General features: G+C 65.4%; 16 protein-coding genes and 1 riboswitch. Of the genes, 5 read left to right on the top strand and 11 right to left on the bottom strand.

Annotation, left to right across the window (positions count from 1 at the left end):
- Positions 1-19 precede the first annotated feature (19 nt).
- The 8 genes from dnaJ to ACK6C6_RS00550 form a co-directional block, all read right to left on the bottom strand.
- Positions 20-1,147, bottom strand: coding sequence for a molecular chaperone DnaJ (gene dnaJ, locus ACK6C6_RS00585; RefSeq protein ID WP_036213310.1), 1,128 nt, complete (start codon positions 1,145-1,147; stop codon positions 20-22).
- 141 nt (positions 1,148-1,288) lie between these two features.
- A complete protein-coding gene (gene dnaK / locus ACK6C6_RS00580; RefSeq protein ID WP_209587163.1) occupies positions 1,289-3,229 on the bottom strand; it encodes a molecular chaperone DnaK in 1,941 nt (646 codons plus the stop codon).
- A gap of 89 nt (positions 3,230-3,318) precedes the next feature.
- Positions 3,319-3,930 (bottom strand): nucleotide exchange factor GrpE, encoded by a 612-nt coding sequence (grpE, locus tag ACK6C6_RS00575; protein ID WP_409265368.1) that lies wholly within the window; start codon positions 3,928-3,930, stop codon positions 3,319-3,321.
- 379 nt (positions 3,931-4,309) lie between these two features.
- The gene (gene hemH / locus ACK6C6_RS00570) at positions 4,310-5,413 is read right to left on the bottom strand and encodes a ferrochelatase (protein ID WP_036213317.1); all 1,104 of its coding nucleotides are present in this window, start codon (positions 5,411-5,413) and stop codon (positions 4,310-4,312) included.
- Between the two features lie 83 nt (positions 5,414-5,496).
- The gene (locus ACK6C6_RS00565) at positions 5,497-5,925 is read right to left on the bottom strand and encodes an organic hydroperoxide resistance protein (protein WP_209587161.1); all 429 of its coding nucleotides are present in this window, start codon (positions 5,923-5,925) and stop codon (positions 5,497-5,499) included.
- Positions 5,915-7,168, bottom strand: a complete 1,254-nt coding sequence (locus ACK6C6_RS00560; protein ID WP_409265367.1) for a cyanate transporter — start codon at positions 7,166-7,168, stop codon at positions 5,915-5,917. The genes ACK6C6_RS00565 and ACK6C6_RS00560 overlap by 11 nt, the downstream gene beginning before the upstream one ends.
- Positions 7,169-7,190: 22 nt before the next feature.
- Entirely contained in the window at positions 7,191-7,652 is a 462-nt protein-coding gene (locus tag ACK6C6_RS00555) for a nucleoside deaminase (protein ID WP_409265366.1), read from the bottom strand.
- A 19-nt stretch (positions 7,653-7,671) separates the two neighbouring features.
- Positions 7,672-8,340: an ankyrin repeat domain-containing protein gene (locus ACK6C6_RS00550; protein WP_409265365.1), complete on the bottom strand. Its 669-nt coding sequence runs from the start codon at positions 8,338-8,340 to the stop codon at positions 7,672-7,674.
- 126 nt (positions 8,341-8,466) lie between these two features.
- Between ACK6C6_RS00550 and ACK6C6_RS00545 the strand changes: the two genes are divergently transcribed.
- Entirely contained in the window at positions 8,467-9,303 is an 837-nt protein-coding gene (locus ACK6C6_RS00545) for a LysR family transcriptional regulator (RefSeq protein WP_409265364.1), read from the top strand.
- Between the two features lie 21 nt (positions 9,304-9,324).
- Here ACK6C6_RS00545 and recN read toward each other — a convergent pair whose 3' ends face one another.
- The 3 genes from recN to ACK6C6_RS00530 all read right to left on the bottom strand — a co-directional run bounded on the left by recN (position 9,325) and on the right by ACK6C6_RS00530 (position 12,962).
- Entirely contained in the window at positions 9,325-10,989 is a 1,665-nt protein-coding gene (recN, locus tag ACK6C6_RS00540; RefSeq protein ID WP_409265363.1) for a DNA repair protein RecN, read from the bottom strand.
- A 41-nt stretch (positions 10,990-11,030) separates the two neighbouring features.
- A complete protein-coding gene (locus ACK6C6_RS00535) occupies positions 11,031-11,933 on the bottom strand; it encodes an NAD kinase (protein ID WP_409265361.1) in 903 nt (300 codons plus the stop codon).
- A 135-nt stretch (positions 11,934-12,068) separates the two neighbouring features.
- The gene (locus ACK6C6_RS00530; RefSeq protein ID WP_409265360.1) at positions 12,069-12,962 is read right to left on the bottom strand and encodes a DUF3667 domain-containing protein; all 894 of its coding nucleotides are present in this window, start codon (positions 12,960-12,962) and stop codon (positions 12,069-12,071) included.
- Positions 12,963-13,114: 152 nt separating this feature from the next.
- Between ACK6C6_RS00530 and ACK6C6_RS00525 the strand changes: the two genes are divergently transcribed.
- The 4 genes from ACK6C6_RS00525 to ribB all read left to right on the top strand — a co-directional run bounded on the left by ACK6C6_RS00525 (position 13,115) and on the right by ribB (position 15,396).
- Positions 13,115-13,435 carry a hypothetical protein gene (locus ACK6C6_RS00525; RefSeq protein WP_409265359.1) on the top strand — a complete coding sequence of 107 codons (321 nt, stop codon included), beginning with the start codon at positions 13,115-13,117 and terminating at the stop codon, positions 13,433-13,435.
- A 9-nt stretch (positions 13,436-13,444) separates the two neighbouring features.
- On the top strand, positions 13,445-13,876 hold the full coding sequence (locus ACK6C6_RS00520) for an OsmC family protein (RefSeq protein ID WP_209587153.1): 432 nt from the start codon (positions 13,445-13,447) through the stop codon (positions 13,874-13,876).
- A 143-nt stretch (positions 13,877-14,019) separates the two neighbouring features.
- The gene (gene gloA / locus ACK6C6_RS00515) at positions 14,020-14,433 is read left to right on the top strand and encodes a lactoylglutathione lyase (RefSeq protein WP_027866567.1); all 414 of its coding nucleotides are present in this window, start codon (positions 14,020-14,022) and stop codon (positions 14,431-14,433) included.
- A gap of 74 nt (positions 14,434-14,507) precedes the next feature.
- A riboswitch (FMN riboswitch) is annotated at positions 14,508-14,650 on the top strand.
- 101 nt (positions 14,651-14,751) lie between these two features.
- Positions 14,752-15,396: a 3,4-dihydroxy-2-butanone-4-phosphate synthase gene (gene ribB / locus ACK6C6_RS00510; protein ID WP_409265357.1), complete on the top strand. Its 645-nt coding sequence runs from the start codon at positions 14,752-14,754 to the stop codon at positions 15,394-15,396.
- Position 15,397 lies beyond the last annotated feature (1 nt).

Below are 15,397 nucleotides of genomic sequence, written 5' to 3'. Positions count from 1 at the left end.
GTTTTCCTGGTTCGATTTCTTACTCGAAGAAGTCCTTGACCTTGTCCATCCAGCCCTTGCTCTGCGGGCTGTGCTTGGCGCCACCTTCGGTGGTCGAGCGTTCGAACTCGCGCAGCAGTTCCTTCTGCTTGTCGGTCAGCTTGACCGGGGTCTCGACGACCACGTGGCAGAACAGGTCGCCGGTGTAGCCCGAACGGACGCCCTTGACGCCCTTGCCCTTGAGGCGGAAGGTCTTGCCGGTCTGGGTGCCTTCCGGCACCGTGAACGACACCTTGCCGGTGAGCGTAGGCACTTCGATCTCGCCGCCCAGCGCCGCCTTGGCGAAGGAAATCGGCATCTCGCAGTGCAGGTCGTCGCCCTCGCGCTGGAACACCGGGTGCGGCTTGATGTGGATCTCGACGTACAGGTCGCCCGCCGGTCCCCCGTTCGTGCCCGGCTCGCCGTTGCCGGTCGAGCGGATGCGCATGCCGTTGTCGATACCGGCCGGGATCTTCACTTCCAGCGTCTTGTTGCGCTTGATGCGTCCGGCGCCGCCGCAGGCCGCGCAGGGTTCCGGGATGATCTTGCCGCTGCCATGGCACTTCGGGCAGGTCTGCTGGATGCTGAAGAAGCCCTGCTGCATGCGCACCTGGCCGTGGCCCGAGCAGGTGGTGCAGGTCACGGGCTGGGTGCCCGGCTTGGCGCCGCTGCCGTGGCAGGTGTCGCACTTGTCCCAGCTCGGCACGCGGATGGTGGTCTCGTAGCCGTGCGCGGCCTGCTCCAGGGTGATCTCGAGGTTGTAGCGCAGGTCGGCGCCGCGGTAGACCTGCGGGCCCGCGCTGCGGCCGCGGCCGCCGCCGCCGAAGATGTCGCCGAAGATGTCGCCGAAGGCGTCGCCGAAACCACCGGCACCGAAGCCGCCCCCGCCGCCGCCCATGTTCGGGTCGACGCCGGCGTGACCGTAGCGGTCATAGGCCTCGCGCTTCTCCGGATTGGTCAGCATCTCGTAGGCTTCCTTGACCTCCTTGAACTTCTCTTCCGCTTCCTTGTTGTCGGGGTTACGGTCAGGGTGGTACTTCATCGCAAGCTTGCGATAAGCCTTCTTGATGTCGTCTTCCGACGCGTTCTTGGCGACCCCGAGGATCTCGTAAAAATCACGCTTTGCCATTGGCGGCACCTTGCTTGTTGATCTGGTAAAACGGTGTGTGCAAAAAAACCGAGCCGGAGCACCCAACGGTCGCAGCGGCTCGGCATGTCCCGTAACGGGAAACGGACGAGTGTAACCCAGCTCGTCCGTCCCCGTCAGGGATTACTTCGCGTCTTTCACTTCCTTGAAGTCCGCGTCCACGACGTCGTCCTGCTGCGGCTGCTGTTCGCCGCCGGCAGCCTGGGCCCCGCCCGCGCCGGCAGCGCCAGCCTGCTGCGCCTGCATGTCGGCGTACATCTTCTCGCCCAGCTTCTGGGCCGCGGTCGACAGGGCCGAGGTCTTGGCATCGATGTCCGACTTGTCGCCGCTCTTCAATGCGCCTTCCAGGTCGGCAATCGCCGCTTCGATCTTTTCCTTCTCGCCGGCTTCCAGCTTGTCGCCGTATTCGGTCAGGGACTTGCGGGTCGAGTGCACCAGCGCGTCGCCCTGGTTGCGGGCTTCGGCCAGTTCCTTGACCTTCTTGTCCTCTTCCGCGTTCAGCTCGGCATCCTTCACCATCTTCTGGATTTCGTCTTCCGACAGGCCCGAATTGGCCTTGATGGTGATCTTGTTTTCCTTGCCGGTAGCCTTGTCCTTCGCGCCCACGTGCAGGATGCCGTTGGCGTCGATGTCGAAGGTCACTTCGATCTGCGGGGTGCCGCGCGGTGCCGGCGGGATGCCCTCGAGGTTGAATTCGCCCAGGCTCTTGTTGCCTGCTGCGATCTCACGCTCGCCCTGGTAGACCTTGATGGTCACGGCCGGCTGGTTGTCGTCGGCGGTCGAGAACACCTGCGAGAACTTGGTCGGGATCGTGGTGTTCTTGTGGATCATCTTGGTCATCACGCCGCCCAGGGTTTCGATGCCCAGCGACAGCGGGGTCACGTCCAGCAGCAGCAGGTCCTTGCGCTCGCCCGACAGGACCGAGCCCTGGATGGCGGCGCCGACAGCGACGGCTTCGTCCGGGTTGACGTCCTTGCGCGGATCCTTGCCGAAGAACTCCTTGACCTTTTCCTGCACCTTCGGCATGCGGGTCATGCCGCCGACCAGGATGATGTCGTCGATGTCCGAGACCTTGATGCCGGCATCCTTGATGGCGACGCGGCACGGCTCGATGGTCTTGGCGACCAGTTCCTCGACCAGGGCTTCCAGCTTGGCGCGGGTGATCTTCAGGTTCAGGTGGACCGGCGCGCCGTTCGCCATGGCGATGTACGGCTCGTTGATCTCGGTCTGCTGCGCCGACGACAGTTCGATCTTGGCGCGCTCGGCCGAAGCCTTGATGCGCTGCAGGGCGATCGGGTCCTTCGACAGGTCGAGGCCGTTGATCTTCTTGAACTCGTCGATGATGTAGTCGATCACGCGCTGGTCGAAGTCTTCGCCGCCCAGGAAGGTGTCGCCGTTGGTCGACAGCACTTCGAACTGCTTCTCGCCGTCGACGTCGGCGATCTCGATGATCGAGACGTCGAAGGTGCCGCCGCCGAGGTCGTACACGGCGATCTTGCGGTCGCCCTTGTCGGTCTTGTCCAGGCCGAATGCCAGCGCGGCCGCGGTCGGCTCGTTGATGATGCGCTTGACGTCCAGGCCCGCGATGCGGCCGGCGTCCTTGGTCGCCTGGCGCTGCGAGTCGTTGAAGTAGGCCGGCACGGTGATGACCGCTTCGGTCACTTCTTCGCCGAGGTAGTCTTCGGCGGTCTTCTTCATCTTGCGCAGGACTTCAGCCGAGATCTGCGGCGGCGCCAGCTTCTTGTCGCGCACGCCGACCCAGGCGTCGCCGTTGTCGGCGGCCAGGATCTGGTAAGGCATCAGCGAGATGTCTTTCTGGACTTCCTTTTCCTGGAACTTGCGGCCGATCAGGCGCTTGACCGCGAACAGGGTGTTCTTCGGGTTGGTGACAGCCTGACGCTTGGCCGGCGCGCCGACGAGGATCTCGCCGTCTTCCTGGTAAGCGATGATCGACGGCGTGGTGCGCGCGCCTTCGGCGTTTTCGATGACTTTCGGCTGGCCATTTTCCATGATGGCGACGCAGGAGTTGGTGGTTCCCAGGTCAATACCGATGATCTTGCCCATGTTGTTTTCCTTTTGAATGCTGTAGTTTCGGATAGAGTCAATATTGGGAAATACCGCGCCCTTTCAAGAGCGCAGTATCCAGCTCCTGCTTACTTCGGCGCCGCCGCCGTCACGATGGCCGGACGCAGCAGGCGGTCGGCGATCATGTAGCCCTTCTGCAGCACGGCGACCACGGTATTGGCCTCCTGCTCGGACGGCACCACGGCCACGGCCTGGTGCTTGTTCGGGTCGAGCTTCTCGCCCGCTTGCGGCATCACTTCGACCAGGCGGTTCTTTTCGAACGCGGCGGTCAGCTGCTTGAGCGTCATTTCGACGCCTTCGCGGATCGCTTCGACGGTCTGCGACTCGACCTTCAACGCCATTTCCAGGCTGTCGCGCACCGGCACCATGGCCTCGGCGAAGCTTTCGATGGCGAATTTGTGGGCCTTGCTGACGTCTTCCTGGGCGCGGCGGCGGATGTTTTCCGCGTCGGCCTTGGCACGCATGAAGGCGTCGTGCATCTCGGCCAGCTTGGCTTCGGTGGCGCTGAGCTGGGCTTCCAGTTCGGACTGCACCGAGCTGTCGGCCGTCGGAGGCACGCCGGCCTGGCCGGCGCTGGCCTGGGCCGCCTCGTTCGCGCTAGCGGCGGTAGCGGCATCAGCCTGCTGCGGCGCGGCGCCGTTGCCCTGTTGGGACAGCTCTTGGTTTTCTTGGTCTTGCATCGAAAAAACTCCTAGAATCAAGGACTTGGCTGAGTTGGTAACGTGTCCTGCGTGACACACAGGGCCCTACATGGGGCGATGTCCTACATTTTCAAGGGGCATTCCCGGTACACCTTATGAAAAAGTAGACATCATTTGTTACAAGATTTACGCTTTCCCTGAATCATTTCTCAATGAAAAGTCTTACGCTTCCTGACAAGCTTGCAGTAAACACCGCAAGCATCCGGGAGCAGACATCATGAGACTTCAACTGATCAGTGGCGCCGTCGTGCTGTACACCTTCGCGGTGCTGGCATGGCTGTGCTATGTCGGCATCAGTGCGGCGCCCTGGCATGCATAAACTGAGCCGTCTATTTTAACAGGTCGACAAGAAGCGGCTTTACGCGCCCAGCTGGGCCGCGTGCTGGGCGCCGACCTGGGCATCGCGGCGCTGGGCCGCGCGCTGGGCCGGCGTCAGGATGGTCGGCCAGCCGATCAAGTGCTGTTCGGCGATCTCGGCCATGCCGGTGATCCAGGCCGGCGACTCGTTCAGGCAGGGAATGTAGTGGTATTCCTTGCCGCCGGCGGCCTCGAAGTCGTGGCGCACTTCCATATTGATCTCTTCCAGGGTTTCCAGACAGTCGCTGGTGAAACCCGGGCAGATCACGTCGATCCGCTCCAGCCCCTGGCGCGCCAGTTCCTGCACCGTGGGCGCCGTGTAGGGCTGCAGCCACTCGGCCTTGCCGAAGCGTGACTGGAAGGTGACGATGTATTCGTCGGCGCCCATGCCCAGCGCCACCGCCAGCAGGCGCGCGGTCTTCTGGCATTCGCAGAAATACGGGTCGCCCAGCATCAGGGTGCGCTTGGGCGTGCCGTGGAAGCTCATCACCAGCTTCTGGCCGCGGCCGTGGGCTTCCCAATACGATTCCACCTGCACGCGCAGCGCCTCGATATAGCCTTCGTGGTCGTGGTAGTGGCGCACCAGGCGCAGCTCGGGGATATTGCGCACCTGCGCGTAGTGGGCATGGACGGCGTCCCAGACCGAGGCGGTGGTGGTGCCGGAATACTGGGGATAGGCCGGCAGGACCACGATGCGCTGGCAGTGATCGGCCTGCAGGCGCGCCAGCACGTCGGACAGCGAAGGCGAGCCGTAGCGCATCGCCATCACCACCTTCACGCCTTCATGGCCGCGCTCGACGAGGGTCTTTTCCAGCAGCGCCGCCTGCTTCTGGGTGTGCACCTTGAGCGGCGAGCCTTCCTTGGTCCAGATAGTGCGGTACTTGGCGGCCGACTGGCCGGAACGGAAAGGCAGGATGAACAGGTTCAGGATGAACCACCAGATCCTGGCCGGGATCTCGACCACGCGCGGATCGGAAAGGAACTGCTTCAGGTAGCGGCGGACGGCCTTGCGGGTGGGTTCGTCCGGCGTACCCAGGTTGACCAGCACGATGGCGCTGGAGGGCACGGTACCGTGGGGGAAAGGCGGTTCGTTTCGAAAGGGCATGAGCGAAAGATATTGAAAGGACGCCCAATATTATAAGTGGCGTCCCATGGCCGGACGTGTCTACCGCGAACAACAGCGGGTCATCAGGTGCTGGTATGCAGGCGCACGTCGATGTTGTTGCGGGTGGCGTTCGAGTAGGGGCAGACCACGTGGGCCTTGTCGACCAGCTCCTTCAGCTGGGCCTGATCCATTCCGGGCGCCTTGATGCTCAGGTCGACCTCGATGCCGAAGCCGGTCGGGATCGGGCCGATGCCGACGTCGCCGGTGACGGTCAGGTCGGGCGGCAGCGTGACTTTTTCCTTGCCGGCCACGAACTTGAGCGCGCCGAGGAAGCAGGCCGAATAGCCGGCCGCGAACAGCTGTTCGGGATTGGTGCCCGAGCCGCCGCCACCGCCGAGTTCTTTCGGGGTGCTCAGCTTCAGGTCAAGCACATTGTCGGAACTTTTCGAGGTGCCTTCACGGCCGCCTTGCGAGGTGGCCTGGGCGCGGTACAGCACGTTGTCAATGCTCATTCGAATTCCTCCTGTGGTGGTCTGGACGTGTCCGCGGAGCGGAGCCTTGAACACTTTGCCACAGAATGGCGGAAGGGGCAGGACGGGAGTGCGGCGGCGCCATCGCCGGCCCATAGCTGTCCGGGCTGAAGCGCACGCTCAGCCCGGCCACCAGGCCGACACAGGCGAGGTGCCAGGACCATCCCGGAACATAGCTGGCGCTGAGTTCATGCAGCGCGGCGACGAGCCAGGGCGGCAGCGCGGCCAGGATGAATCCGCCGCCCTGCATGAGCGCCGCCAGCGCGCCTGCCTGCGCGGGATCGGGCAGATGGTCGAGCGCGACGCCCATCGACAGGGCGAACCAGCCGCCCAGGCCCGCACCGAGGATGGCCGCCAGGGCGTAAGGTGCCCAGCCGGGGGCCAGGGCGAGGCCGGTAAAACCGAGGGCCTGCATGCCCAGCGTGAGCCACAGCCAGGGCCGCCGGTCCGCTTGTTTTCTGGCGATTGCAGGCAGCGCCAGCGCCGCCAGCGCCTGGGCCGCCGCCAGGGTCGCCAGCAGGCCCGCGCTGGCGGAGGGGCTCCAGCCCTGCGCCTGATAGGCGGGCGCGAGCCATGCCACGACCGACGAATAGCCGCCGTTGACCAGGCCGAAACAGGCCATGAGCAGCCAGGTCCGGGGCCGCCCCAACAGCGCCTGCGTCGTGCGGCGGCCGGGACGCGTGCGCGCATCGGCAGGCAGGGCCACCCGGGCCACCAGCACGGCAAGCAGGGCCGGCAGGGCAAAGCACGCCAGTCCCGCCGTCCAGCTGCCGCTGGCCTCGGCCACGACCGGGGACAGCATGGCGCCGAGGGCGCCGCCGCCCATCAGCATGGCCGAATACAGCCCCATCACGGGCCCGGTGTGGCGGGGGAAGGCGCGCTTGATCATCCCTGGAAAGACGGCCTGCACGAGCGCCACGCCCGCGCCGATCAGGGCGGCGGTGGCGACCAGGGCGGCGCCCGATCCGGCCAGCAGGCGCAGGGCGCAGCCGCCGCAGATGGCGGCCAGGGCGAACAGCACCGCGCGGCGCGCGCCCACGGCGCTTTCCAGAGCCGGCGCGGCGAATGCCAGGATGCCCATCAACAGCATCGGCACCAGCGTCAGCAGCGCCATGCCCTGCAGGCCCAGCCCTGTGTGACGATGGATGCTGGAAGCGAGCGGCCCGATGCCGGTGATGAAGGGCCGCAGATTGATCCCGACCAGCACCACGGCCGCGATCGGCATCAGCCGGCGTACTGCGCCCGGGCTAATGGTGTTGCTGCCAGTGCGCGTACAGGTCCGGCTCGCCGTCGAGGCGGACCGGCAGGTGCCGAATCCGCATGGACTGCTGGTCGACGGGCCTGGCCAGGTCGGCGTAGACCGCGGCCGTGGACAGGCCGAAGGGCTCGGCGTCCTGGTTGGAATAGGCGTAGCTCACCGCCGCGACCCCGGCCATGCGCATCGCTCCCATGCACATGGGGCAAGGATGCCCACTGGCATAGACGGTACAGCCTTCCAGGCTGGCCGAGTCGAGAATGCGGCTGGCGGCCCGGATGGCCAGCAGTTCGGCATGCGCCGTCGGATCCTTGGTGCCGACGACCTCGTTGACCGCCTGCGCGATCACCTTGCCGTCCTTGACGATGAGCGCACCGAAGGGGCGCCCGCCCTGTTCGACATTGGCGTAGGCCAGCGCGATGGCTTGCCGGAGAAAATCCGTGTCCTGGTTCATGTGCTTTCCTTTCAAAAGCTCAGCGCCCGCCGGCGGCGCGCAAGACGCTTTCGATCTTGCGGTAGCCGCGGGCGCGCGCATGCTGCAGGGGCGTGATGCCGTTGCGATCTGCAATGTTGGGATCGGCGCCCGCTTCGAGCAGGATGGCCACGATCCGCCGGTGGCGTTCGCCCTCCCCGCCCAGGATGATGGCTTCCAACAAGGCGTTCCATCCCAGCTTGTTGACATGGTCTACCGCCACGCCGGCCTCGACCAGGATTTTCACCGTATCGACGTGGCCGCGCTCGGCCGCCGGAATCAGGGCCGTTCCGCCATAGCGGTTGGTGCTGCGCAGATCGGCGCCGTGCGCCAGCGTCATCTTCAGCATGTCGAGATACCCCCGAGCGCCGGCATACAGATAGGGACTGTCGCTGATCTGGTCCTTGGCGTTGACGTCGGCGCCGGCCTCGATGAGCACCCGGGCGGCGGCAACCTGGTCGGCCCTGGTCGCGGCCAGCAAGGCGGTCGAGCCGGACGCGTCGCGCGCGTCGATCCTGGCGCCTTCACGCAGCAGGCGCTCGATGGCGGGAACATCGCCGCGCGCAGCGGCGGCATGTAGCGGATGGGCGGGCATGGGCTGCGCCGAACAGGCTTGCATGCCCACAAGCATGGTGCTTGCGCAGAAAGTGGGAATGATTAACTTGGTCATGTCGGCTCCGAATCGATCGGCCAAGCATAAGCTCCTCCCGCATTATTTGGAAATTAAATTAAATCATCAAAATTATTAAAATCCTGCATGGTAGGATGCCTACTCCACCATGAACCGGGCAGGAAAATGTTCGATCTACGCTTGTTGCGTGCTTTTGTGACCATTGTCGATGCGGGCAGCTTTACCGCGGCGGCCGACCGCCTGCACATGACGCAATCCACCATCAGCCAGCAAATCGCCCGGCTGGAAGAAGCGGTCGGCCAGCCGCTGGTGGACCGCTCGGCCCGGCCGGTACGCGCGAGCGCCGCCGGCGAGCGGCTGCTGGGGTATGCGCGGCGCATCCTGCTGATCGAGGGCGAAGCGCAGGCGGCCCTTGCCGACCCGGCCGGCGCAAGACCGGTACGCATCGGCCTGCCCGAAGACGTCTTCGACGGCAGGATGGCCTCGGCCTTGCAGGCGCTGGCCGGCCAGGATCGCTCGATCCGGCTCGACATCACGACGGGCCTGAGCCGCAGCCTGGCGGAGGCTTACCGGGGCGGCGAATTCGATATCGTCGTGGTCAAGGAAGCGGCGGCAAGCGCCGATTGCCTCGCGACGTTTCCGGAACCGATGGCCTGGTTCGAAGGCGAAGACAGCACGCAGCCATGGCCCGACCCGATTCCGCTGGTCGTCTTTCCGCCGGGCGGGCTGTATCGCGAGGCCATGTTCGAACGCATCGAGCGCGAGCGCCGGCGCTGGTATATCGCTTTCTCGGGCAGCAGCCTGCAAAGCATCCTGGTCGGGCTGGAAGGCGGCCTCGGATTGTCCATGCTTCCCGTGCAGGCGGCCAAGGGACGGCGCCTGCGCATCCATGCCCCCTTCGGCACGGCGCCGCCCATGGCTGTCTCCATTTACACCTGGGACAAGGGCGGGCTGGTGTCCGAACTGGCCAGGGCGATGGCGGAGGTGCTCGACAATCGATGAATGCCGCCTGGGGTGCGGGCCTCAGGAAGCCAGCAGCTCCCTGGCATGCTTGCGCGTCGTTTCCGTGATCTCGATCCCGCCCAGCATGCGCGCCACCTCCTCCACCCGCGCCCGGGTGTCGAGCACGTCGATGCGCGAGACCGTGCGGCCCTCGATGGTGGCGCCCTTGGCCACCTGGAAGTGCTGGTTGGCCTGGCTCGCCACCTGCGGCAGGTGGGTCACGCACAGCACCTGGCGCTGCTGGCCCAGGCGCTTGAGCAGGCGCCCCACCACCTCGGCCACGCCGCCGCCGATGCCGGTATCGACCTCGTCGAAGATCAGGGTCGGCGTGGTGGTCGCGTGCGCGGTGATCACGGCGATCGCCAGCGAGATGCGCGCCAGTTCGCCGCCCGAGGCCACCTTGGCCAGCGGGCGCGCCGCCACCCCGAGATGGCCGGCCACCAGGAATTCGACCTGCTCGAGGCCGTGCGCGCCGGGTTCGCCGGGGTTGAGCGCCACCTCGAAGCGGCCGCCGCTCATGCTCAGTTCCTGCATCGCGCTGGTGACGCCCTTGCCCAGCTCCACGGCCGCCTGCTGGCGCCGTTTCGACAGGCCCTCGGCCACTTTCATGTAGGCCGCCTTGGCCTTTTCTTCCTGCTTGCGCAAGCCTTCCAGGTCGCTGGCGTCGGCCAGCTGGCGCAGCCTGGTGGCCAGCGCGGCGTGTTCCTCGTGCAGTTCTTCGGGCGTCACGTGGTACTTGCGCGCGGCGCTGTGCAGCGCTTCCATGCGCGCGTCCACTTCGCGCAGGCGGCCCGGGTCGAGTTCGACCTTGTCGATGTAGTTGTTCAGCGCGTACACGGCTTCCTGCAGCTGGATGCGCGCCGGCTCCATGCAGTCGAGCACTTCCTGCAGCTGCGCGTCGACGTCGACCAGCTTGCCCAGTTTGGCGTTGAGCGAGGACAGCTGCGACAGGATCGGGTGGTCGGCTTCCGAGATGGCCTGCAGCGCTTCCTGCGCGCCTTCGAGCAGGCTGGCGGCATGCGACAGGCGGCTGTGCTCGTTGCTGATCTCGGCCCATTCGCCGGCCTTCGGCGCCAGCTTGTCGAGCTCGCTCACCTGCCACTCCAGGCGCTCGCGTTCGAGCAGCACGTTGCGCGCATCGTTCTCGAATTCCTCGCGCTGGCGCACCAGCGCGCGCCAGGCTTTATAGGCGCTCGCGGTGGCCTGCACCTCTTCGCTGGCGGCCGGGTCGCGCACGGCGATCTGGTTGTCGAGCAGTGCGCGCTGGGCGTCAAGCTTGAGCAGCGACTGGTGCGCATGCTGGCCATGGATGTCGACCAGCATGTCGCCCAGCTCGCGCAGCTGCGCGGCGGTGGCGCTGATGCCGTTGATCCAGGCCTTGGAGCGGCCGGCGTTGTCGATCACGCGGCGCATCAGGGCCACGCCTTCCTCGGTCGGGAATTCGTTGGACAGCAGCCACGCGGAGGCCGTGGACGTCAGCGCGAATTCGGCGGTGATGTCGGCCTTGGCCGCGCCTTCGCGCACCATGCTTGCGTCGCCGCGCCCGCCCAGCGCCAGTTGCAGCGCGTCGATCAGGATCGACTTGCCGGCGCCGGTCTCGCCGGTGAACACCGTGAAGCCATGCGCGAACTCGAGTTCGATGGCGTCGACAATGACGAAATCACGGATGGTAAGTGTGCGCAGCATGAAAAATCGGGTCTCCTGTTTTTGCTCTGCTTGTGACGGGATTACGTCAATTTGCCTTCGTTGGTCGGGTATTCGTTCCAGTGCAGCTTTTCGCGCAGCGTGTGGTAATAGCTCCAGTCGCGCGGATGCAGGAAGGTGATCGTGTGCGGCGAGCGCGAGATGACGATGCGGTCGCCCAGCTGCAGGCTGGTGAAGGTCTGCATGTCGAAGTTGACGCTGATGTCGCGCCCTGCCACCAGTTCGACCACGATCTCGCTGGAATCGGGCACGACGATCGGCCGGTTCGACAGCGCGTGCGGCGCGATCGGCACCAGCACGATGCCCCGCACTTTCGGGTGCAGCAGCGGGCCGCCGGCCGACAGCGCGTAGGCGGTCGAGCCGGTGGGCGTCGAGATGATCAGGCCGTCCGCCCGCTGGTTGTACATGAATTCGCCATCCACGATGAGCTTGAGCTCGACCATGCCGGCGCCGGTGCCGCGCGCTACCACCACGTCGTTGAAGGCGACGCTGCAGAAGATCTCCTGGCCGTCGCGCACCACGCGCGCTTCCAGCAGGGTGCGCTCGCCGCTGCGGGCCTGGCCCTGCAGGATCTCGTGCAGGGCCGGCACCATGCGCTCGAGCGGAATGTCGGTGATGAAGCCCAGCCGGCCCGAGTTGATGCCGATGAGCGGAATGTCGTACTTGGCGAGCTGGCGCGCGATGCCGAGCATGGTGCCGTCGCCGCCCATGACCACCGCGTAGCTGCCCTGCTCGCCGATCTCGGCCACCGTCATGGCCTCGATGCCCTCGATACCGAGGTAGGCGGCGGTATCGGTCTCGAACACCACCCGGTAGCCTTCCTTGGCCAGGAACTCGGTGAGCTGCCGGGCCGGCTCCTCGATGCCGGGGGTATTTTGCCGCACCACGAGCGCGATGATTGGTTGCTTTTCAGGCGTCACAGGCATGGTTCCAGGGCGGTTGGGTCGGGACTACGGAGATTAACCGATTATCCCTGCGTCTGCTATATGGGTGCGCTGCGGGCGCTCGCAAATGACTGTACAAATAAACAGTATAACGGGCGCCCTGCGCTTCCGGCAAGATCAGATCAAGAGTCCGACCGCCACCGCCAGCGACACCGTCATGATCAGGGTGAACAGGTGCAGCACCATCAGGACCACCCAGCGCAGCGCCGTCACGATCCGCCCGCCACCGAACACGCGCCGCATCGCGGTCGGCAGGTAGAACACCAGCCAGGCCAGCAGCACGACGCGGACGAAGTTCCAGCCGTCCGCCAGCATGAACAGGCTCAGCATCAGGAAGGCGAAGGCATTGCTGTGCAGGGCGAACAGGAAGTGCTCGCCGTAGCGCCGTCCCGAGCCGAGGTAGAGCAGCTTCAGGTAGAGCGCGAACACCGGCATCATCAGGAAGATCGCGTACGGCGTATAGCTGAAGAACACGCGCTTGGCCGTGTCGTTGCGTTCCTTGGGCGACAGGGCGAAGAAGCGCTCGGCGCCCTGCTCCAGCCTCGGGCTGACACTGCCCAGCAAGCGCTTGGTCTTGTCCTGGAATTCCTGGAAATTCTCGGTATTGCCCGCGTCCCCCGACTGCCGGACGGCCGCCGGCGCGCTCACGGCAGGCGGCGTGTCGCTGCCGCCGATATTGACGATCTGCACGCCGCTCATCTTGAACAGCGCGAAGAAGATGATGCTGAAGGTGAGGTACAGGCGCAGCGGCTCGATGTAGCGCACCCTGCGGCCTTCGATGTACTCGCGGCTCAGGAAGCCCGGCTTGAACAGCAGCAGCTTGAGCGAGCGCCACAGCTTGCCCTCGAGCGCCACGTAGTGGGCGATGAACTCGTGCAGGAATTCGCGCGCGCTCGGCACGTGCAGGTGGGTCGCCTGGCCGCACTGGTGGCAATAGTTGCCGGAGATGGCGGTGTCGCAGTTCTTGCAGAAAGCGGCTTGCTGGTGGGTATCGAGGGCGTGGGCAGTCACGTTACAGGTCCTGCAATATTGTCCAAACCCGCATGTTAACGGGTTAGTTGCAAAAAAGCATCTCTCATTGTCACGCCACCGGCGCCAATTGCGCGACTGCTTCGGCAGGCGGCGGCTACGATGGGGGTTAACTGGATTACAAGGAGGCCCATATGGTGACCGAAACCAAAGACCGCTTCGTCAACACGAAGGCACCGATCGAGAACGATGGCGTCAAGCGCCAGCCGCACGAGCGCGACGAAAGCCCGGACGCGCAGGACCAGGAACCGCGCGGCATCATCAAGCAAGCCGCCGAAGACATGGCGCAGGGACTGGTGAACACCGACATGTACGGCACCAATCCCGACGGCCTGGAAAACGCCGTCGACCCGGCGCCGGGCGCCACCGGCCAGGCCAAGCCCCAGCCGGACAACAAGGATTCGATGCGCCGGCACGACACCACCAACGACAAAGCCGACAAGAACAACCTGTAAGGAGAAACGATGACCATCAAACGCAACGGCAGCGCCGTCTGGAGCGGCGGCCTGAAGGACGGCAAGGGTGCGATCTCGACCGCGAGCGGCGTGCTCAAGGACACCCAGTACGGCTTCAACACCCGCTTCGAGGACGGCCCCGGCACCAACCCGGAAGAACTGATCGGCGCGGCCCATGCGGGCTGCTTCACGATGGCGCTGTCCGGTCAGCTGGGCCAGGCCGGCCTGACGGCGCAGGAACTGCGCACCACCGCCACCGTCTCGATGGAAAAGGTCGAAGGCGGCTTCTCGATCACCGCGGTGCACCTCGACCTGGTGGCCAGGATCCCGGGCGCCAGCCAGGAAGCCTTCGACAAGGCAGCCAACACGGCCAAGGAAAACTGCCCGGTGTCGAAGCTGCTGAACGCAAACATCACGATGACCTCGAAGCTGGAGAGCTGATTCGTTGTTGGTAGGGTGGACGGCTTCGCCGTCCGCGCGTTCAACCAGCGTATTCACAGCCGCGCAGCATTGGAGGCTGCTCTGCAAGAACAGCCCCCAGCGCATAAAATGGCCGCTTTCCGTTTCACCAGAAGGACACCCCCATGCGCATCCTCCACACCATGCTCCGCGTCGGCGACCTGCAGCGTTCCATCGACTTCTACACCAAGGTGCTCGGCATGAAGCTGCTGCGCACCAGCGACAATCCCGAGTACAAGTACAAGCTCGCCTTCCTCGGTTACGGCAGCAACCCGGACCACGCCGAACTCGAGCTGACCTACAACTACGGCGTCGACAGCTACGACATGGGCACGGCCTACGGCCACATCGCCATCTCGGCCGAAGACATCTACGCCACCTGCGACAACGTGCGCGCCGCAGGCGGCAACATCACCCGCGAGCCGGGCCCGGTCAAGGGCGGCACCACCGTGATCGCCTTCATCACCGACCCGGACGGCTACAAGGTCGAGCTCATCGAGCGCAAGGACAATGCGGCCGGTGCCGGCCTGAGCAGCTAAGCTCTCCCCTCCTCAGCAGGACCGGCGCGGCGCTGCTACAATCGCCGGGCCTGCTTTTCAGGCATCAACTTAAATTACGTCTTCGGGGCGGGGTGCAATTCCCCACCGGCGGTATGGCCTGCAATGGGCCGAGCCCGCGAGCGCCTGCGCAAGCAGGGTCAGCAGACCTGGTGAGAGGCCAGGGCCGACGGTATAGTCCGGATGAAAGAAGATGTGCGCTGCCACGCGCTGTCCTCGCTGCTTTTCGCAGCCGGGCCGGCGCGCGCTTTGCTTTGCCCTGATGCGTTTTTCGCCAACTTACTGCGAGGAGCGTTTCACATGTTAGTCACCACCACCCATTCCCTCACCAGCACCGACCTGGAAGGCCGCATCGCCGCCGCCCTGGACGCCGTGCGCAACGGGGTTCCCGTCATCCTGCTCGACGATTTCGACCGCGAGAACGAAGCCGACCTGATCGTCGCAGCCGACAAGCTCAGCGTCGAGACGATGGCGCTGATGATCCGCGAATGCAGCGGCATCGTGTGCCTGTGTCTCTCCGCAGACAAGGTGCGCACGCTCGAACTGCCGCCGATGGCGGCGGAGAACGGCAGCCGCTACGGCACGCCCTTCACCGTGTCGATCGAGGCACGTCATGGCGTCGAGACCGGCGTCTCGGCGGCGGACCGCGTCACCACGGTGCGCGCCGCCACCGCGCCGGACGCCAAACCGGAGGACCTGGTCAGCCCGGGACACATGTTCCCGCTGCGCGCCACGCCGGGCGGCGTGCTGGCGCGCGCCGGGCATACCGAAGGCTCGGTCGACCTGGCGACGATGGCAGGCCTGCAGCCGGCGGCCGTGTTGTGCGAGCTGATGAATCCGGACGGGACGATGATGCGCGGAGAGCAGATCGAGCACTTCGCCGCCTTGCACGGCTTCCCGATCCTGACGATTGCGGAGATGATCGAATGGCGTAAGCGCCCTTGAT

This window comes from Massilia sp. BHUDP2, assembly GCF_046236355.1.
Classification (GTDB): domain Bacteria; phylum Pseudomonadota; class Gammaproteobacteria; order Burkholderiales; family Burkholderiaceae_D; genus Telluria; species Telluria varians.
Note: the sequence above shows the minus strand (reverse complement) of the source record. Positions and strands in the feature narration are given on the sequence as shown.